The organism is Streptomyces sp. NPDC079167 (assembly GCF_040686735.1).
Classification (GTDB): Bacteria; Actinomycetota; Actinomycetes; order Streptomycetales; family Streptomycetaceae; genus Streptomyces.
The window spans coordinates 1-17,228 of the sequence record NZ_JBFBLO010000023.1 but is presented as its reverse complement, the minus strand read 5'-3'; the positions used below and the strand labels follow the sequence as shown (position 1 = coordinate 17,228).

The window sequence follows — 17,228 nt, the reverse complement described above, 5'->3', positions numbered from 1 at the left end:
CGGGGCCCCACCCCAGCGCCACTCCGAAGCGCGGGCCAACCAAAATCCAACCCCGCCGGCGTTCCAGGCGCGGGGGCCCGGGAAGCCGGGGCCCCACCCCAGCGCCACTCCGAAGCGCGGGCCAACCAAAATCCAACCCCGCCGGCGTTCCAGGCGCGCGGGCCCGGGAATCCCGGGGCCCCCCCAGCGCCACTCCGAAGCGCGGGCCAACCAAATCCAACCCCGCCGGCGTTTGAGGCGCGGGCCAACCAAAATCCAGCCCCGCCGGCGTTTGAGGCGCGGGGGTCCGGGGGCAGAGCCCCCGACAGCCCCGCGCAGCGGCTCCATCTCAGTCCCCCGTACCGCAGAAAGGCGGACACCGTGCAGCAGGACGACCTCCTCACACGGGCCAGGACCTGGCTCGCCGAGGACCCGGACCCCGAGACCCGCGCGGAGCTCGCCGGACTCATCGACGCGGGGAACCTCGCCGCCCTGGAGGACCGCTTCGCGGGCACGCTCCAGTTCGGCACCGCCGGCCTGCGCGGCGAGATCGGCGCCGGCCCGATGCGCATGAACCGCTCAGTCGTCATCCGCGCGGCCGCCGGACTCGCGGCGTACCTGAAGGCGCAGGGCCACTCCGGCGGGCTCGTCGTCATCGGCTACGACGCCCGCTACAAGTCGGCCGACTTCGCCCGCGACACCGCGGCGGTGATGACCGGCGCGGGCCTGCGCGCGGCCGTACTGCCCCGCCCCCTGCCGACCCCCGTCCTCGCGTACGCCATACGGCATCTGGGAGCCGTCGCGGGCGTGGAGGTCACGGCCAGCCACAACCCGCCGCGCGACAACGGCTACAAGGTCTACCTCGGAGACGGCTCGCAGATCGTGCCCCCGGCCGACACGGAGATCGCCGCCGCGATCACGGCGGTCGGCCCCCTCGACGGCGTACCGCGCCCGGAGTCCGGCTGGGAGACCCTCGGCGAGGAGGTCCTGGCCGCCTACCTCGCCCGCACGGACGCCGTCCTGAGCCCCGGCTCCCCCCGCACCGCCCGCACGGTCTACACGGCGATGCACGGCGTAGGCACCTCCGTCCTGACGGCGGCCTTCGCGCGGGCAGGCTTCCCCGAGCCCGTACTCGTGGCCGAACAGGCGGACCCCGACCCCGCGTTCCCCACCGTCGCCTTCCCCAACCCGGAAGAGCCCGGCGCCATGGATCTCGCCTTCGCGACCGCGCGCCGGACACAGCCCGACCTGATCATCGCCAACGACCCGGACGCCGACCGCTGCGCCGCCGCCGTGCCGGACCCCTCGGCAGACGGCGGCTGGCGGATGCTGCGCGGCGACGAGGTCGGTGCGCTGCTCGCCGCCCACCTGGTGGACCGGGGCGTCACGGGCGTCTTCGCCGAGTCGATCGTCTCCTCGTCCCTGCTCGGCCGCATCGCCGAGAAGGCCGGCCTCGGCTACGAGGAGACGCTGACGGGCTTCAAGTGGATCGCCCGCGTCGACGGCCTGCGCTACGGCTACGAGGAGGCCCTCGGCTACTGCGTGGACCCGGAGGGCGTACGCGACAAGGACGGCATCACGGCGGCACTGCTGATCGCCGAACTGGCCTCCGCGCTCAAGGAGAAGGGCCGCACCCTCCTCGACCTCCTGGACGACCTCGCGCTCGCCCACGGCCTGCACGCCACGGACCAGCTGTCGGTACGGGTCGAGGACCTGACGGTCATCGCGAACGCCATGCAGCGCCTGCGCGAGACGCCCCCGGCCGCCCTGGCGGGCCTCCCCGTCACCTCGGCCGAGGACCTGTCGCAGGGCACGGCCACGCTGCCGCCCACGGACGGCCTGCGCTACCACCTCACCGGCGCCAGGGTCATCGTCCGCCCGAGCGGCACCGAGCCGAAGCTCAAGTGCTACCTGGAGGTCGTCATCCCGGTCACCGACGCGGCCGGGCTCCCGGAGGCGAGGCGGCGGGCGACGGACCTGCTGGCCGACATCAAGCGCGACCTGGCAGCGGCGGCGGGTATCTGAGGTCTGCCCTGCGGTGGGCCACCAGCAAGCTTGCGACGTCCGGTCGGTGGGCCCGTCGTGATGCGCGCCCAGGTGCAGCACTTGCTCCAGGTGGCCGAGAACATGCCCGACGTGACGCTGCGAGTGCTGCCCCACGACCGGGGGGCGCACGGGGCGATGAACGGCGGCTTCACGCTCCTGGACCCTGGACCCCCCGGCAAAAGGGTGAGTTCGACGCAGCCGGCTGACACTACGATGCGGTCGTGACGATCACGTACGAGTGGCGGGGCGACTTCGACGACGAGGCGGTCAACGCTCTCCACGAGCAGAGCTTCGAGCACCCACCCGAGGCGATCGACTGGCTCGCACGAGTGCACAGTCACAGCCTGGGATGGGTCTGCGCTCGACTGGACCGCCGGCTCGTCGGCTTCCTCAACGTCGCGTGGGACGGCGGCATCCATGCCTTCCTCCTGGACACCATGGTGGCCGAGGGCCATCGCGGGTCCGGGATCGGTACCGGACTCGTGACCGCTGCCGCCGAAGGCGCCCGCTCGGCAGGATGCGAATGGCTGCACGTCGACTTCGAGAGTCCCCTGCGGGCGTTCTACTTCGACTCCTGCGGCTTCGAACCGACCGACGCGGGCCTGCTCGCGCTCTCGTAGCCCGGTGCTGGGCCGGGCTGTCGTCGGCAGGCTCACGAGGTCGGTTGCCCATGGGCGGTGACACAAGTCGCTGGGCAGTTACGGACAGACAGGGCACCGCTATGCCCGATATGGGTGTCCGTAACCGCCCAAACACCCGGACCGATGGCTCGGCGTCAACACCCAACGACGAAGCATTACCGGCAGGAGCCGTTCACTGTGGCGTAGTCCGTGTATCCCTCCGCGCCACCAGCGAAGTGGGTCTCGGGGTTGCCGGTGGCGAGAGGGTGGCCGTGGGTGAATCGATCGACGAGGTCTGGATTGGCGATGAAGGGGGCGCCGAAGGAAACCACGTCGGCCAGTCGCCGTTCGAGCAGCTCGTTGCCGCGCGCTTGCGTGAAGCCGAGGTTGGCGATGACGGCGCCGTGGTAGTGGGCGCGGTAGCGGGTGAATGCGGTGAGGGTGTCGGTGCCTGTGTCGGGTTCCGGGCCGAGGAGGTGGAGGTAGGCCAGGTTGCTTTCGTTGAGGCGCTTGAGGAGCTGGTCGTACTCGTCCAGCGTCTCGGCGTCTGCGGTGAAGGCAGGCCCGTGATTCCAGTAGGGCGAGAGTTTGATCCCGATGCGGTCGCTGCCCCACACGCCGGTGACGGCGTCCACGATGTCGAGGAGGAACTGGGCCCGCTTTTCACTGGTGCCGCCGTAGGCGTCGGTGCGTTGGTTGAGCCGTGGGTTGAGGAACTGGGCCACGAGGTGGGACACCTGCGCGTGGATCTCCAGGCCGTCGAATCCGGCGCGCAGGGCGTTGGCGGCTGCCTGCCGGTAGGTGCCGATCGTGGTGGCGATCTCTGCGGCGCTCAGGGCGCGTGGGGTGAGGGAGTCCTTCGGGCCGTCGGGGGTGTAGGACATCTCGTGGGGATTGATCGCTGAAGGGCCGGCGGGGAGCCTGCCGCCGTGGTGAGCCGGGTGGGAGGCGGCGCCGGCGTGGCCGAGCTGCGAGACGATCCTGCCTCCCGCGGAGTGCACAGCTTCGGTGACCTTGGTCCAGCCGGCGGTCTGGGCGTCGGTGTAGATGCCTGGGACGTTGACGAAGCCGATCGCGTCCCTGCTGACCCAGGTCCCTTCGCTGATGATCAGGCCGGCGCCGGCGCGCTGCCTGTAGTAGGTGGCGTGCAGGGCGGTGGGGGCCAGTTCCGTGTTGTCGGCCCGGGAGCGCGTCATGGGAGCCATGACGACGCGGTTGGGCAGCTTGAGCGCGCCCAGTTGAACAGGCCGCAGGAGGGGCTGGGTGCCGGGTACCGAGGCCAGGTCGGACATGGACATCTCTTCCGTGAGGGGAGGCGGCTCCGCGCGGATACGAGGAGCACAAGCGGGTGGGTGGGATCAGTCCTGCTTGAGGGCGTGGAGGGCGGACAGGGGACCGCCGAGCTGGATGAGGCGTCCTCCCTCGCGCAGCGTTCCGAGGTCGACGGGGGCGAAGCCGAACTCGGAGGTCAGCCCTCTCACGGTGTTCTTGGCATCGGAGTCGTCGCCGGCGAGGAACAGCACCTGACGTCCCGCCTCGTGGCGGGGATCGGCTGCGATGAACTGCCCGTGGAGGGCGTTGAATGCCTTGACCACGCGTGCGCCGGGGAGCAGGGAGGCCACGTATTCGCTGCCGGTGAGGTCGCCCAGGTCGGCGATCTCCGGCTTCGGGGAAAGGGTGGCGAACTGGTTGGTGGCGTCGATGACGATGGTTCTGTCCAGGCGGGGGAGCCCGGCGACGGCGTCAGGGATCTGCGGCCAGGGGACCGCGAGCACGACGAGGTCCGCGGCGGCGGCCTCCGCAGGAGGCGCGGCTGCTGCGAGCGCGCCGAGGTCCTTGACCAGCGGGACCAGGGAGGCAGGTCCCCGGCTGTTGCTGAGCACGACCTCGTGTCCGTGACGGATCGCATGCCGGGCGATGGCCTGGGCGATTGCTCCGGCTCCGAGCATTCCGATCTTCATCAGGCGGCCCCGTGTCCGGAGTCGGCCGTCCGCCGTGTGGTGAGCAGGACGGTTCCGCTCTTGGCCGGGCGGCGGGCGTGCTCGATGGCCGCCTTGAAGTCGGCGAGGTCGTAGCAGGCCGCGACGTCGAGCAGGTCCGGCGTGTTCTGCGCCAGGTCCCGGGCGAAGGCGACGTCCTCGGCCCGCTCCCTGGGGGTGCGGCTCATCCAGTGCAGTATCGACACTCCCCGCACCGTCAGTTCCCGCGCTATGAGTGGCAGCGCCTCCCACGATGTCGTACCGGAACTCAGATGTCCGTAGGAGATCAGAGTGCCGCCGTCGGCGAGCAGTTCGGCGAGGTCCTGGGCCATGGCACCGCCGACACAGTCGAGGACCACCTGGACGCCCCGCTCGCCGGCATGGCGGCGGGCTTGTTCCCGCCAGTCGTCGTCGCATGTCGCGATCGTGGGCTGGGAGGGGTACGACTTCCGCATCTTCTCGGCACCGGCGGTGCTGCGTACGAGGTTGATCAACCGCAGGTCGTGGCGGACCGCGGCTGCGCTGACCAACCTGCCGATGGACGAGCCGGCGGCGGTCTGGAGAACCGGACCCGTCTGCCCGCGCAGGGCCTTCTCCATCGCGCGGTACAGCATGCCCAGCGTCAGCGGGTTGACCAGCATCAGGGCCGCGGTCTCGTCGCTGACCCCGTCCGGCACCGGCACTGCCAGATCGGCTGGGACCACGACGAAGTCGCTCCACGTTCCCGGCGCCGGGAAGACCGCCACCCGCTGACCTGGGCGCAGTGTGCGGACGTCCGTTCCGACGTTCGTGACGACGCCCATCCCCTCCACTCCCGGAGTCCGGGCCCCCGACTGCTGTTCGGGCTGCCCCGGCAGACCCTCCACACCGACCAGGTCCCCCGGGTGGACGGGCCGGACCAGCATGCGGACCAGAACCTCTCCGCTGCCGGGAGTCGGCCGGCGGGCGTCCTCCCTCAGCGTCAGTACCTGCGCGGCTTCCCCTTGCCGCGTGTACTCCACGGTGCGCATAGGCGCCTCCACTCGCTCTTTGATGATGCTCATCATCAAAAAGAATGATGAGGGGTAACATCGAAAACGTCAAACACTGCCGACACAGGAGGGCGGCCATGCCGCGGATCACCAGGGAAGACAAGGCCAGGAACCGGCAGAACATCGTCGAGGCAGCCGGGCGCATGTTTCGCTCGCAGGGCGTCGACGCCGTAGGCATCGCCGAACTGATGAAGGAAGCGGGTCTGACCCACGGCGGCTTCTACAACCACTTCGCGTCCAAAGGCGATCTGGCCGCCGAGGCGTGCGGCGCCTCGTTCGAAGCCTCTCTGGGCGCCCTGCAGCACATCCTCGAGGAAGGCGCCGATCTCACGGGTCCACCGCTGAAGCGAGTGGTGGACATCTATCTTTCGGCCGCCCACCGCGATGCCCCGGACGGCGGCTGCCCCTCCGCCTCCCTGGTCATCGACGCCGGACGGCACAGCGACACGATCCAGAGCGCCTACGCGGCCGGCGTGGAGGGGTACCTCACCGGCTTCGCCGAGGAGTTCACCCGGGAGCACGAGGGAGAGATCACCTCACAGGAGGCGCGGGAGCGCGCGGTGCTGCTGCTCAGCCGACTCGTAGGGGCGATGGCCCTCGCCCGCGCCGTGAGCCACGTCCAGCCCGAACTGTCCGACGAGATTCTGCGGACCTGCCGCGCCCACCCTCTCGACTGACCGGCTTCGCACCCGCCGGCCCTGCGTCGTCCCGTCCGGCGGCAAGCCACCCGGTCACGACAGCTTGCCGGGACCTCGTTCTCCTGACCCCATCCGAGTCGGCGGCGGGCGGATGGATCAAGCTGCGCCCCGTGATCGTTCTCAGCGGACACCGCTGTACCGATGCTCCCCGGGGCCGGACTTCCCGCCGCTCCACGGCTCGGCACCGCCCCTCGGAGCCGTTCCGATCTCCTGGAGCATGGGTCGCCACCACTCGGTCGATCCCGTCGAAGAGATCGGCGACGGATCCCCGGCCAGGGCACAGAGGCGACCTGACCGGCAGCGACCCCTTCTCCTGCCCGCCCCACGGCGAGCGCCATCAGGCGGGCCAGTCGCTCCGCACGGTCAGCGCGTCACCAGCGGGACGCCCGAGGTCCAGCACCCACGGCCTGGCCGTCCGGCCCTGGGCGCGGCCCCGTACCGGGCCCCGGCGTCGACGGCCATCAGCGCCGCCTCCACCGCCTCAGCCGATCGCGAGCAGCACCACCAGCAGCACCGCGCCGACCACGGCCGGGGCGATCACCTCGTAGGCCCAGCGGACCGACGCGGTGGTCGTGCCCTGTTCCTTGCGGGCGGCGGCGCGCTCGGCGAGCTCCCTCAGGTCGCTCACCGTCTGATCGGCGGCGGCCGCGCGGGCCTGGCTGTCGCGGACGTCGGCGTGCACGGAGGTCCGGCCGTACGGGTCGTCGTGCGCCTGCTGGGTGGCCTTCCTGGCCGCCCGCTTGCGCTCGCGCAGCGAGACGGGGACCGCCCACAGCTGGTACTTGTCGCCGCCGTGGGTGAAGACCTCGCTCGAATACGCGGCGCGCACGGTGGACACGTCCGTCCACGGCAGGACGACCGTGCGGAACGGGTTACGGATCCGGAGCCGTTCCTCGTCGGCGAACACGGCCGGGCGCAGCGTGAAGGCCACGATGAGCGGGATGACCGTCAGCAGCGCGGCCAGCGACAGCCACGGCACCCATCCCTTGCCCTGGACCACCGCGTCGCCGCCGATCCAGCCGACCAGCAGGATCAGCAGCACGCCGCTGACCAGCCCGGCGCCCGACCGGTAGGTCCGGTCGGCGTGGGCGGGCTCGGCGGGGGGTGTGGGGCTCGTCATGCTCCCGATTCTGCCTGACGGGATCCGGCGGGGTGCCCGGAGGCCTCGTACGGCCGGGGAGAGGCGCGGAAAGGGGGAGGCCCCTGTACAGGTCGCTACGCGCGTAGATATGCTCAGGTGGTGACCATGCCCACCACTGCTCCGGCATTCTCCGACGCGACGGCGTCCGACAGTGCGCTGCGCCGCTTCCTGCACGGGCTGCCCGGCGTCGACACCGTCGGCCTCGAAGCCCGTGCCGCCTCCCTCGGCACCCGATCGATCAAGACGACGGCCAAGGCGTACGCCATCGATCTCGCCATCTCGATGATCGACCTGACGACGCTGGAAGGCGCGGACACCCCGGGCAAGGTCCGGGCGCTCGCCGCCAAGGCCGTCAACCCCGATCCCACGGACCGCACGACGCCGCGCACCGCGGCCGTCTGCGTGTACCCCGACATGGCGGCGACCGCCGTCGCCGCGCTGGCCGGCTCCGGGGTGAAGGTGGCGTCCGTCGCGACGGCCTTCCCCGCCGGCCGCGCCGCGCTGGACGTCAAGCTCGCGGACGTCCGCGACGCCGTGGCGGCCGGGGCCGACGAGATCGACATGGTGATCGACCGCGGCGCCTTCCTCTCCGGCCGCTATCTCAAGGTGTACGAGGAGATCGTCGCCGTGAAGGCCGAGTGCGGCTCCGCACGGCTGAAGGTGATCTTCGAGACGGGTGAGCTGTCCACGTACGACAACATCCGCCGGGCCTCCTGGCTCGGGATGCTGGCCGGCGCGGACTTCATCAAGACGTCGACCGGCAAGGTCGGCACGAACGCCACTCCCGCGAACACGCTGCTGATGCTGGAGGCGGTACGCGACTTCCGCGAGCAGACGGGCGTCCAGATCGGCGTGAAGCCCGCGGGCGGCATCCGCACGACCAAGGACGCGGTCAAGTTCCTCGTCCTGGTGAACGAGACCGCGGGCGAGGACTGGCTGGACAACCACTGGTTCCGCTTCGGCGCCTCCAGCCTGCTGAACGACCTGCTGATGCAGCGCCAGAAGCTCAGCACCGGCCGTTACTCCGGCCCCGATTACGTGACGGTGGACTGATACGCCATGGCATCCGCATTCGATTACGCACCGGCACCGGAGTCCCGCTCCGTCGTCGACATCGCCCCCTCGTACGGCCTGTTCATCGACGGCGAGTTCGCCGATGCGGCCGACGGCAGGGTCCTCAAGACGGTCAGCCCGTCCACCGAGGAGGTGCTCTCCGAGGTCGCACGGGCAGGCGCCGAAGACGTGGACCGGGCCGTGAAGGCGGCCCGCAGGGCGTTCGAGAAGTGGTCGGCGCTGCCCGGCTCCGAGCGCGCCAAGTACCTCTTCCGCATCGCCCGGATCATCCAGGAGCGCTCCCGCGAGCTCGCCGTCCTGGAGACCCTGGACAACGGCAAGCCGATCAGGGAGACCCGCGACGCGGACCTCCCGCTGGTCGCCGCGCACTTCTTCTACTACGCGGGCTGGGCCGACAAGCTGGACCACGCCGGCTACGGGGCGAACCCGCGCCCGCTGGGTGTGGCCGGCCAGATCATCCCGTGGAACTTCCCGCTCCTGATGCTGGCCTGGAAGATCGCCCCGGCGCTCGCCACGGGCAACACGGTGGTGCTGAAGCCGGCCGAGACGACCCCGCTGTCGGCACTGTTCTTCGCCGACATCTGCCGCCAGGCCGGGCTGCCCAAGGGTGTCGTCAACATCCTGACCGGGTACGGCGACGCGGGTTCCGCCCTCGTCGAGCACCCGGACGTGAACAAGGTCGCCTTCACCGGCTCGACCGCGGTCGGCAAGGCCATCGCACGGCAGATCGCGGGCACGGACAAGAAGGCCACACTCGAACTGGGCGGCAAGGGCGCCAACATCGTCTTCGACGACGCCCCGGTCGACCAGGCCGTCGAGGGCATCGTCACCGGCATCTTCTTCAACCAGGGTCAGGTCTGCTGCGCGGGCTCCCGGCTCCTCGTACAGGAGTCCGTGCACGACGAGGTGCTGCACGCCCTCAAGCGCCGGCTGTCCACGCTCAGGCTCGGTGATCCGCTGGACAAGAACACCGACATCGGTGCGATCAACTCCGCCGAGCAGCTCTCCCGGATCAGCGCGCTCGTCGAGACGGGCGAGGCGGAGGGCGCCGAGCGCTGGTCGGCGCCGTGCGAGCTCCCGTCCGCCGGTTACTGGTTCGCGCCGACCCTCTTCACGGGTGTCACCCAGGCGCACACCGTCGCCCGCGACGAGATCTTCGGCCCGGTGCTGTCGGTGCTGACCTTCCGTACGCCGGACGAGGCGGTCGCGAAGGCCAACAACAGCCAGTACGGCCTCTCGGCGGGCATCTGGACGGAGAAGGGCTCCCGCATCCTCGCGGTGGCGAACAAGCTCCGGGCCGGGGTCGTCTGGGCCAACACGTTCAACAAGTTCGACCCGACCTCGCCGTTCGGCGGATACAAGGAGTCGGGCTACGGCCGCGAGGGCGGCCGTCACGGTCTGGAGGCCTACCTCGATGTCTGACGGGCGACTGAGTGTCTTCAAGACCTACAAGCTGTACGTCGGGGGCAAGTTCCCCCGCTCCGAGAGCGGCCGGGTGTACGAGGTGACGGACTCGAAGGGCAAGTGGCTGGCGAACGCCCCGCAGTCCTCCCGCAAGGACGCGCGTGACGCGGTCGTGGCCGCGCGCAAGGCGTTCGGCGGCTGGTCGGGCGCGACCGCGTACAACCGCGGTCAGGTCCTCTACCGCGTCGCGGAGATGCTGGAGGGCCGCCGGGAGCAGTTCGTACGGGAGGTGGCGGACGCCGAGGGGCTGTCGAAGTCCAAGGCGGCGGCCGTCGTGGACGCGGCGGCCGACCGCTGGGTCTGGTACGCCGGCTGGACGGACAAGATCGGCCAGGTCGTGGGCGGGGCGAACCCGGTCGCGGGCCCGTTCTTCAACCTGTCCACCCCGGAACCGACGGGTGTGGTCGCGGTCCTGGCTCCCCAGGAGTCCTCGTTCCTCGGCCTGGTGTCGGTGGTCGCCCCGGTGATCGCCACGGGGAACACGGCGGTCGTCATCGCCTCGGCCGACGCGCCGCTGCCCGCGCTCTCGCTGGGCGAGGTCCTGGCGACCTCCGACCTGCCGGGCGGCGTGGTGAACATCCTGTCGGGGAGGACGGCGGAGCTGGCCGCTCCCCTGGCCTCGCACCAGGACGTCAACGCCATCGACCTCGCGGGGGCCGACGCCGCTCTGGCGAAGGAGCTGGAGACCGCGGCGGCGGACAACCTGAAGCGGGTGCGCCGTCCACAGGCTGTGGACTGGGCGGCGGATCCCGGCACGCACCGCCTGACGGCCTTCCTGGAGACCAAGACGGTCTGGCACCCGACGGGCGCCCTGGGAGCCTCGGGCTCCTCGTACTGACCTCTGCCCATGTGTGGGGGGCCGCTTCCGGGCGGCCCCCCACACATGCGTACGCCGGATCAGCCGGTGATCAGACCGGTCACCTCTCCGACCACGGGCAGGTCGCCGAGCGCGGCGCCGCTGGTCAGCGGGTCCGTGACCACCGCTGTCGTCACGGGCTTGAAGTCGGCGATCTGGGTCCCCACCGCGTTGTCCAGCGGGTCCACGCCCGTCCCGGCCAGCGGGTCGAGCTGCAGGTCGGTGATGGGCTTGACGGCGCCCACGATCCCGTATCCGAGCACGCTGTTCAGGGCGGGCTCCGCCGCGGCGTTGACCGCCCCCAGGGTGCTGTCCGCCGTGTCCGCGCCGGTCGCGGGCGGTGCGGGCAGCGGCGCCGCCTGGGCCGTCGCGCCTCCGGCGCCGAGCGCCGCGCCCAGCGCGGTGAGGGTCAGACCGGCGCGCAGCAGTGTGCGTTTCCGGGGCTTGGACAGTGCATGACGTGCCATGTTTTCCCACCTGATCGGGACGTGTCGGGTAATCATCCGTGCGCGCAGAGTAGTTGAGGTGTGATGCTCGATACCAACAGGACCTCCCGGGGATCCCCTACGCGGGTCAATGCCTCACACTTCTGTTCTGTGAGTTCCCAACCGATCCCCACGCGCGTCGTACTGCTCGCCGGTCCGTCCGGCTCCGGCAAGTCGTCCCTCGCGGCCCGCAGCGGTCTCCCGGTGCTACGCCTGGACGACTTCTACAAGGAGGCCAACGATCCGACACTGCCGCGGGTCACCGGCAGCTCGGACATCGACTGGGACTCGGCCCTCTCCTGGGACGCGGACGGCGCGGTCGCGGCCATAGCGGAACTGTGCCGCACGGGGCGCACGTCCGTACCTCTGTACGACATCGCCACCAGCTCACGGACGGGCCGCGAGACGCTCGACATCGAGCGCACGCCCCTCTTCGTCGCGGAGGGCATCTTCGCCGCGGACATCGTGGAGCGCTGCCAGGAACTGGGCCTGCTCGCGGACGCGCTGTGCCTGCGAGGCCGGCCGTCGACGACGTTCCGCCGGCGCCTGGTGCGGGATCTGCGGGAGGGCCGCAAGTCGGTGCCGTTCCTGCTGCGGCGCGGATGGCGGCTGATGCGGGCCGAACGGGGCATCGTGGCCCGGCAGAAGGCCCTGGGCGCGTACCCCTGCGCCAGGCAGGAGGCCCTGGGCCGCCTGGCCGCGGCAGCGGCGGGACGCTGCCGCACCCCGCGCAGCCGTGTGCCGAACTGAGCCCTGTCAGGGCAACGCGGCGGGGGCGGACAGGACCCCCCGGCCTGTCCGCCCCCGCTGCGCGCTGCCCCCGTGCCGCCGCCTCCCCCGAAGCCGCGGCCTTTCCCCCGTGTCCCCCGTACCCCGTGCCCCCCGTAGACCTCAGGCCACCAGCTCGCCGAAGGACTCCTCCTCGTCACGGCCGAAGCTGAGGACCTCGTCCTCGCGCAGCCGGCGGAGCGACCGCCAGATGCTCGACTTCACCGTGCCGACACTGATGTCGAGGATGGACGCGATCTCCGGGTCCGTGCGGCCCTCGTAGTAGCGCAGCACCAGCATCGTGCGCTGGAGTTCCGGCAGCCGCGCGAGCGCCTGCCAGAGCACCGCCCGCAGCTCCGTGCCGCGCATCGCGTCCGTGTCGCCCACCGTCTCCGGCAGCTCCTCGGTCGGGTATTCGTTCAGCTTGCGCCTGCGCCATGCGCTGATGTGCAGGTTGGTCATGGTGCGGCGGAGATATCCGCCGACGGCCGCCTTGTCGCTGATCCTGTCCCACGCCCGGTACGTGGAGAAGAGGGCGCTCTGCAGCAGGTCCTCAGCCTCGAACCGGTCGCCGGTCAGGTGGTAGGCGGTCGCGTACAGGGAGGCGCGGCGCTCCTGGACGTAGGCGGTGAACGCCGCTTCGGCGTCCTCCGCCCGCGCCGGGGGCTTCCGCTCCCCCGAGCCCTCCCCGTACGCGCTTCCCCCGTTCTCCCCCGTGGTCGCGTCAACCATCGTCAGGTACGACGAGTGCTGACGCCCGGTGCCCCGTACACGCCCCCGTGTTCCGGCACCGGACTTCTCCGGGCTCCGCCCGACGTCGTGAAGGCGCGTGACAACTGCGCTTGAGGTGGTGCTGTGCAGTGCGTTCATCTGGCGCCCCCCATCGGTGGAGTCCGTTCGTTCCGTACGCCAACGAGCTTGCCGGGGCAGTTTCATGGCCCTGTCCCCCGACTGTCACAGACCTGTCACAGGGCATGTCGGGGCCCAAGTCGGCGGATCAAGTCGGGGGGATTGTCGAAACGTGGCACCGCCATGGGCCAGAATGGCCCCCGTGCCTTTCCTGTTGCTGATCGAGGACGATGACGCCATCCGCACGGCCCTCGAACTCTCACTGTCACGCCAGGGCCACCGTGTGGCCACCGCGGCGACGGGAGAGGACGGCCTGGAGCTGCTCCGGGAGCAGCGGCCGGACCTGGTTGTGCTGGATGTGATGCTGCCCGGGATCGACGGTTTCGAGGTGTGCCGGCGTATCCGGCGTACCGACCAGCTGCCGATCATTCTGCTGACCGCGCGCAGCGACGACATCGACGTCGTGGTGGGACTGGAGTCCGGCGCGGACGACTATGTCGTGAAACCCGTGCAGGGCCGGGTGCTCGACGCCCGTATCCGCGCGGTCCTGCGCCGCGGGGAGAGGGAGTCCACCGACTCGGCGACCTTCGGGAGCGTGGTCATCGACCGTTCGGCGATGACCGTCACGAAGAACGGGGAGGATCTGCAGCTCACGCCGACCGAGCTGCGGCTCCTGCTGGAACTGAGCCGACGCCCCGGACAGGCCCTGTCCCGCCAGCAGTTGCTGCGTCTCGTCTGGGAGCACGACTATCTCGGGGACTCGCGGCTGGTGGACGCCTGTGTGCAGCGGCTGCGGGCGAAGGTGGAGGACGTGCCGTCCTCACCGACCCTGATCCGTACCGTGCGGGGTGTGGGCTACCGGCTGGACACGCCTCAGTGAGCGATACCGCGAAGCGTTCCATACTCGCGGGTCTTCGCTGGACCAGCCTGCGGCTCCGGCTCCTGATCGTGTTCGCGCTGGTGGCCCTGACGGCGGCGGTGTCCGCCTCGGGCATCGCCTACTGGCTCAACCGTGAGGCCGTCCTGACGCGCACGCAGGACACGGCGCTCGGCGACTTCCGCCGCCAGATGCAGAACCGCGCGGCCTCGCTGCCGCTGGAGCCCACGTCGGCCGAACTGCGGGACGCCGCCGAGCAGATGGCCACCAGCGGCCCTGGCTACCACGTGCTGCTGATAGGGACGAACGACGGCAAACCGGTCACCGGTTCATCCGACCTCGACTCCTTCACCAAGGCCGACGTGCCCGCCTCACTGCAGAAGCAGGTGAACAAGAAGCAGCCGTTGACGTCGGCCAACACCTTTGAGTACCACCTGTTCTGGCAGCGCACGACCGTCGGCAGCACCCCGTACCTGGTGGCCGGAACGAAGATCATCGGCGGTGGCCCCGCCGGTTACATGCTGAAGTCGCTCGACCAGGAGCGCGAGGACCTCAACTCACTGGCGTGGTCCCTGGGGATCGCCACCGCGCTGGCCCTCGTCGGCTCGGCGCTCCTCGCCCAGGCCGCGGCGACGACCGTACTGCGCCCGGTGCAGCGTCTCGGCGACGCGGCCCGCAAACTCGGCGAGGGCAAGCTCGACACCCGTCTCGTGGTCTCCGGCACCGACGAACTCGCCGACCTCTCCCATACGTTCAACAAGGCCGCGAGCTCCCTGGAGAAGAAGGTCGCGGACATGAGCGCCCGGGAGGAGTCGAGCCGCAGGTTCGTCGCCGACATGTCGCACGAGCTGCGCACCCCGCTGACCGCGATCACGGCGGTCGCCGAGGTGCTGGAGGACGAGGCGGACAGCCTGGACCCGATGATCGCTCCGGCCGTGCACCTGGTGGTGAGCGAGACACGGCGGCTGAACGACCTGGTCGAGAACCTCATGGAGGTCACCCGCTTCGACGCCGGTACGGCCCGCCTGGTGCTGGACACGGTCGACGTGGCCGACCAGGTGACCGCCTGCATCGACGCCCGCGCCTGGCTGGACGCGGTGGACCTGGACGCGGAGCGCGGCATCATGGTGCGGCTGGACCCGCGCCGGCTGGACGTGATCCTGGCGAATCTGATCGGCAACGCCCTCAAGCACGGCGGATCACCCGTGCGGGTCTCCGTGCGGACCGACGAGGACGATCTGGTCATCGAGGTACGCGACCACGGCCCCGGCATCCCCGAAGAGGTCCTGCCGCACGTGTTCGACCGCTTCTACAAGGCCAGCGCCTCCCGACCGCGCTCCGAGGGCAGCGGTCTCGGCCTCTCCATCGCGGTGGAGAACGCGCACATCCACGGCGGCGACATCACGGCCTCCAATCTGCCGGACGGCGAGGGTGCGGTGTTCGTGCTGCGGCTCCCCAGGGACGCGGAGCGGCTGACGGGGCCGGACGAACCGGACCCGAACGAGAAGGGCGACGCCACGTGACGCGCAGCGAGCAGGCCCACGGCGCACCGCGCAGGGGCCGCCGGGCCGCCGCCGCGCTGGCCGCCGTCGCGGCCTGGGCGGCACTGGCCGCGGGCTGCGGCATCCGCAGCACCTCGGTGCCGGTCGACGCGGGGGCGGCACCGTCCCGGATGCCGTGCCGTACGGCACCGGCGGACACGACCGCGCCACCGCAGGGGAGTGTCTCCGTACGGGTGTACCTGGTCTGCGCCTCGCAGCTGGTGACGGTCGAGCGCACGGTCGAGGTCGACGAGTCGCGCTCCGGCGCCCTCCTGGTCGCCCAGGCGCTCCTGAGCGAGCTCCAGCGGGACCCGGACGCCGATGAGCGGCGTGCCGGCTTCTCCACCGGCGTCCCGGCGGGTCTGCGGGTCACCGAGGCCCACAAGGGGGACCCGAAGGGCACGCTGCGCCTCAGTGAACAGCCGGACGACCTGCCGGCGGAGGCGCTCGCGCAGCTGGTGTGCACGTACGCGGAGAGCGAGTCGCTGGGTTCCGGGGGCCCGGTGCCACTGGGCGGCCCGGGCAACTACCCCCCGCGCAAGTACCTGTGCACATCGGAGACAAAAACCCTCCCCCCCGAGGTCCCCACCGCGGGCACGTGAGCCGTCGGCCGGTCGTTGGGAAGCCGGAGACAGCAGGACGCCCGGTTTGACCCAGTACGGCCGTCCCCAACTTCCCGACGACCGGACGGGGGCGGGGGGTGCCGGGGGTCACAGGGGTGGGGTGGGGGGTGGGGGAACCGATTGCGGGGGTGGGGGCGTCTTGGGGGGCGTGCGTCACAGTTCGGACGGCATGGCCGTCATCCGCTTCCGTGCGGCGGGGGTAACCCTCCTCCTCGCGCATCTTCTGTTCGTCGGCTGGCTGACGCTGCGCCCGCTGGACGTGCCCTGGATGACGGCCGCGAACTTCCAGCCGTTCGCCGGCATCAGGGCGGACCTGGCCCTCGGCACGGCCGAGGCGGTCCGCCGCATCGGTGAGGGCCTGCTGCTGCTGGCGCCGCTGGGCATACTGCTCCCGATGGCCGGCGGCAGGCTGCTCGTCTCCCCGTGGGCCTCGCTGGCCCGTACGGTCGCGGCGGGCGCGCTGATCTCGATGGCCATCGAACTGGCGCAGACGGGGGTGCCCGGTCAGGTCGTCGACGTCGACTCGCTGCTGCTCAACACCACGGGCGTCGCGCTGGCCCATCTGCTGGTCGTCCCGCTGTCACGGTCACGGCTGCGCCGGGGCAACCGGGCGGGCGCGGGTGACCTGTCCCGGATCGGGAACGGGACCCGGTCGTCCCGGGGCGAGGCCCCTCAGGGGTCCACCCCGACGATTACCAGGGTCGGTATCGCACCGTAGAGCGATGCTTTGTCCCCCTCCTCGGAGTCACTATGGAGGTACCGGGAGCACGACGGAGCTGCTCCCCGAAACGGTTCGCGAAGGAGTCACCATGGCCGCACTTGTCCGCCCCCGTGAGGGACGCATGATCGGTGGGGTGTGCGCGGCGCTGGCCCGGCGCTTCGGCACCTCCGCAGGAACGATGCGCGTCATCTTCCTGGTGTCGTGCCTGCTCCCCGGCCCACAGTTCCTGCTCTACCTGGCGCTGTGGGCACTGCTGCCGTCGGAGAAGAGCCCGGCCGCGACGGCCTGGTGACCGCGAAGATCACGGGGACCACGGGGATCACGGGGATAAAGCTGTGGGGGGGGGCCCCCCCCCCGGGGGGGGCCCCCCCCCCGGGGGGGGGGGGGGCCCCCCGGCGGGGGGGGGGGGGGGGGGGGGCCCGGGGGGGGACCGGCGGTGGGAGTGGGGGGGGGGGGGGGGTTGGACGGGGGGGCCC

At 71.1% G+C, this 17,228-nt stretch carries 19 protein-coding genes; 13 read left to right on the top strand and 6 right to left on the bottom strand.

Annotation, left to right across the window (positions count from 1 at the left end):
• The first annotated feature begins 360 nt into the window (after positions 1 to 360).
• From AB0P41_RS32375 to AB0P41_RS32365, 3 genes are read left to right on the top strand one after another with little or no spacing between them, the layout of a single operon-like run.
• Positions 361 to 2,004, top strand: coding sequence for a phospho-sugar mutase (locus tag AB0P41_RS32375; RefSeq protein WP_365935674.1), 1,644 nt, complete (start codon positions 361 to 363; stop codon positions 2,002 to 2,004).
• Between the two features lie 30 nt (positions 2,005 to 2,034).
• On the top strand, positions 2,035 to 2,250 hold the full coding sequence (locus tag AB0P41_RS32370) for a Scr1 family TA system antitoxin-like transcriptional regulator (protein ID WP_365935672.1): 216 nt from the start codon (positions 2,035 to 2,037) through the stop codon (positions 2,248 to 2,250).
• Positions 2,247 to 2,645, top strand: coding sequence for a GNAT family N-acetyltransferase (locus AB0P41_RS32365; protein ID WP_356712923.1), 399 nt, complete (start codon positions 2,247 to 2,249; stop codon positions 2,643 to 2,645). Before AB0P41_RS32370 ends, AB0P41_RS32365 begins: the two co-directional genes overlap by 4 nt.
• 176 nt (positions 2,646 to 2,821) lie before the next feature.
• On the opposite strand, the gene AB0P41_RS32360 is transcribed toward AB0P41_RS32365, so the two are convergent.
• The 3 genes from AB0P41_RS32360 to AB0P41_RS32350 all read right to left on the bottom strand — a co-directional run bounded on the left by AB0P41_RS32360 (position 2,822) and on the right by AB0P41_RS32350 (position 5,634).
• Entirely contained in the window at positions 2,822 to 3,937 is a 1,116-nt protein-coding gene (locus AB0P41_RS32360) for an alkene reductase (protein WP_365935670.1), read from the bottom strand.
• A gap of 66 nt (positions 3,938 to 4,003) precedes the next feature.
• A complete protein-coding gene (locus tag AB0P41_RS32355) occupies positions 4,004 to 4,606 on the bottom strand; it encodes an NAD(P)-binding domain-containing protein (RefSeq protein WP_365935669.1) in 603 nt (200 codons plus the stop codon).
• Entirely contained in the window at positions 4,606 to 5,634 is a 1,029-nt protein-coding gene (locus AB0P41_RS32350; RefSeq protein WP_365935667.1) for a zinc-binding dehydrogenase, read from the bottom strand. Before AB0P41_RS32350 ends, AB0P41_RS32355 begins: the two co-directional genes overlap by 1 nt.
• Positions 5,635 to 5,732: 98 nt before the next feature.
• Between AB0P41_RS32350 and AB0P41_RS32345 the strand changes: the two genes are divergently transcribed.
• Positions 5,733 to 6,332, top strand: coding sequence for a TetR family transcriptional regulator (locus tag AB0P41_RS32345; protein WP_365935665.1), 600 nt, complete (start codon positions 5,733 to 5,735; stop codon positions 6,330 to 6,332).
• A gap of 502 nt (positions 6,333 to 6,834) precedes the next feature.
• Here the strand turns inward: AB0P41_RS32345 and AB0P41_RS32340 are convergent.
• Positions 6,835 to 7,473 (bottom strand): PH domain-containing protein, encoded by a 639-nt coding sequence (locus AB0P41_RS32340; protein WP_365935663.1) that lies wholly within the window; start codon positions 7,471 to 7,473, stop codon positions 6,835 to 6,837.
• Positions 7,474 to 7,599: 126 nt separating this feature from the next.
• On the opposite strand from AB0P41_RS32340, the gene deoC reads away from it, so the two are divergent.
• Genes deoC through AB0P41_RS32325 form a run of 3 tightly spaced genes read left to right on the top strand, consistent with a single transcriptional unit; the run spans position 7,600 to position 10,870 of the window.
• Complete coding sequence (gene deoC, locus AB0P41_RS32335) at positions 7,600 to 8,547, top strand: deoxyribose-phosphate aldolase (protein ID WP_356712913.1); 948 nt, start codon at positions 7,600 to 7,602, stop codon at positions 8,545 to 8,547.
• A 6-nt stretch (positions 8,548 to 8,553) separates the two neighbouring features.
• The gene (locus AB0P41_RS32330; RefSeq protein WP_365935661.1) at positions 8,554 to 9,990 is read left to right on the top strand and encodes an aldehyde dehydrogenase family protein; all 1,437 of its coding nucleotides are present in this window, start codon (positions 8,554 to 8,556) and stop codon (positions 9,988 to 9,990) included.
• Entirely contained in the window at positions 9,983 to 10,870 is an 888-nt protein-coding gene (locus AB0P41_RS32325; RefSeq protein WP_365935659.1) for an aldehyde dehydrogenase family protein, read from the top strand. Before AB0P41_RS32330 ends, AB0P41_RS32325 begins: the two co-directional genes overlap by 8 nt.
• A gap of 59 nt (positions 10,871 to 10,929) precedes the next feature.
• Here AB0P41_RS32325 and AB0P41_RS32320 read toward each other — a convergent pair whose 3' ends face one another.
• A complete protein-coding gene (locus AB0P41_RS32320) occupies positions 10,930 to 11,355 on the bottom strand; it encodes a hypothetical protein (RefSeq protein ID WP_356712907.1) in 426 nt (141 codons plus the stop codon).
• Between the two features lie 63 nt (positions 11,356 to 11,418).
• Between AB0P41_RS32320 and AB0P41_RS32315 the strand changes: the two genes are divergently transcribed.
• The gene (locus AB0P41_RS32315) at positions 11,419 to 12,123 is read left to right on the top strand and encodes a uridine kinase (protein ID WP_356712905.1); all 705 of its coding nucleotides are present in this window, start codon (positions 11,419 to 11,421) and stop codon (positions 12,121 to 12,123) included.
• A 141-nt stretch (positions 12,124 to 12,264) separates the two neighbouring features.
• Here the strand turns inward: AB0P41_RS32315 and AB0P41_RS32310 are convergent, their stop codons facing one another.
• Positions 12,265 to 13,011 (bottom strand): SigE family RNA polymerase sigma factor, encoded by a 747-nt coding sequence (locus AB0P41_RS32310; RefSeq protein ID WP_356712903.1) that lies wholly within the window; start codon positions 13,009 to 13,011, stop codon positions 12,265 to 12,267.
• Between the two features lie 181 nt (positions 13,012 to 13,192).
• Here AB0P41_RS32310 and afsQ1 point away from each other — a divergent pair, with 181 nt between their 5' ends.
• The 5 genes from afsQ1 (at position 13,193) to AB0P41_RS32285 (ending at position 17,044) form a co-directional block, all read left to right on the top strand.
• Positions 13,193 to 13,870 (top strand): two-component system response regulator AfsQ1, encoded by a 678-nt coding sequence (afsQ1, locus tag AB0P41_RS32305; RefSeq protein ID WP_176724363.1) that lies wholly within the window; start codon positions 13,193 to 13,195, stop codon positions 13,868 to 13,870.
• Positions 13,867 to 15,390, top strand: a complete 1,524-nt coding sequence (locus tag AB0P41_RS32300; RefSeq protein WP_365935655.1) for a HAMP domain-containing sensor histidine kinase — start codon at positions 13,867 to 13,869, stop codon at positions 15,388 to 15,390. The genes afsQ1 and AB0P41_RS32300 overlap by 4 nt, the downstream gene beginning before the upstream one ends.
• Positions 15,387 to 16,010, top strand: a complete 624-nt coding sequence (locus tag AB0P41_RS32295) for a hypothetical protein (RefSeq protein ID WP_365935653.1) — start codon at positions 15,387 to 15,389, stop codon at positions 16,008 to 16,010. The genes AB0P41_RS32300 and AB0P41_RS32295 overlap by 4 nt, the downstream gene beginning before the upstream one ends.
• Positions 16,011 to 16,200: 190 nt before the next feature.
• Complete coding sequence (locus AB0P41_RS32290; protein WP_356712897.1) at positions 16,201 to 16,749, top strand: VanZ family protein; 549 nt, start codon at positions 16,201 to 16,203, stop codon at positions 16,747 to 16,749.
• A gap of 91 nt (positions 16,750 to 16,840) precedes the next feature.
• A complete protein-coding gene (locus AB0P41_RS32285) occupies positions 16,841 to 17,044 on the top strand; it encodes a PspC domain-containing protein (protein ID WP_104788518.1) in 204 nt (67 codons plus the stop codon).
• Positions 17,045 to 17,228: the final 184 nt, after the last annotated feature.

Coding starts and splice junctions, on each gene's coding strand:
- AB0P41_RS32340 (WP_365935663.1), bottom strand. CDS start 7,473: ATGACGAGCCCCACACCCCCCGCCGAGCCCGCCCACGCCGACCGGACC.
- deoC (WP_356712913.1), top strand. CDS start 7,600: ATGCCCACCACTGCTCCGGCATTCTCCGACGCGACGGCGTCCGACAGT.
- AB0P41_RS32350 (WP_365935667.1), bottom strand. CDS start 5,634: ATGCGCACCGTGGAGTACACGCGGCAAGGGGAAGCCGCGCAGGTACTG.
- AB0P41_RS32320 (WP_356712907.1), bottom strand. CDS start 11,355: ATGGCACGTCATGCACTGTCCAAGCCCCGGAAACGCACACTGCTGCGC.
- AB0P41_RS32360 (WP_365935670.1), bottom strand. CDS start 3,937: ATGTCCGACCTGGCCTCGGTACCCGGCACCCAGCCCCTCCTGCGGCCT.
- AB0P41_RS32310 (WP_356712903.1), bottom strand. CDS start 13,011: ATGAACGCACTGCACAGCACCACCTCAAGCGCAGTTGTCACGCGCCTT.
- AB0P41_RS32290 (WP_356712897.1), top strand. CDS start 16,201: ATGGCCGTCATCCGCTTCCGTGCGGCGGGGGTAACCCTCCTCCTCGCG.
- AB0P41_RS32330 (WP_365935661.1), top strand. CDS start 8,554: ATGGCATCCGCATTCGATTACGCACCGGCACCGGAGTCCCGCTCCGTC.
- AB0P41_RS32285 (WP_104788518.1), top strand. CDS start 16,841: ATGGCCGCACTTGTCCGCCCCCGTGAGGGACGCATGATCGGTGGGGTG.
- AB0P41_RS32345 (WP_365935665.1), top strand. CDS start 5,733: ATGCCGCGGATCACCAGGGAAGACAAGGCCAGGAACCGGCAGAACATC.
- AB0P41_RS32355 (WP_365935669.1), bottom strand. CDS start 4,606: ATGAAGATCGGAATGCTCGGAGCCGGAGCAATCGCCCAGGCCATCGCC.
- AB0P41_RS32325 (WP_365935659.1), top strand. CDS start 9,983: ATGTCTGACGGGCGACTGAGTGTCTTCAAGACCTACAAGCTGTACGTC.
- AB0P41_RS32315 (WP_356712905.1), top strand. CDS start 11,419: ATGCTCGATACCAACAGGACCTCCCGGGGATCCCCTACGCGGGTCAAT.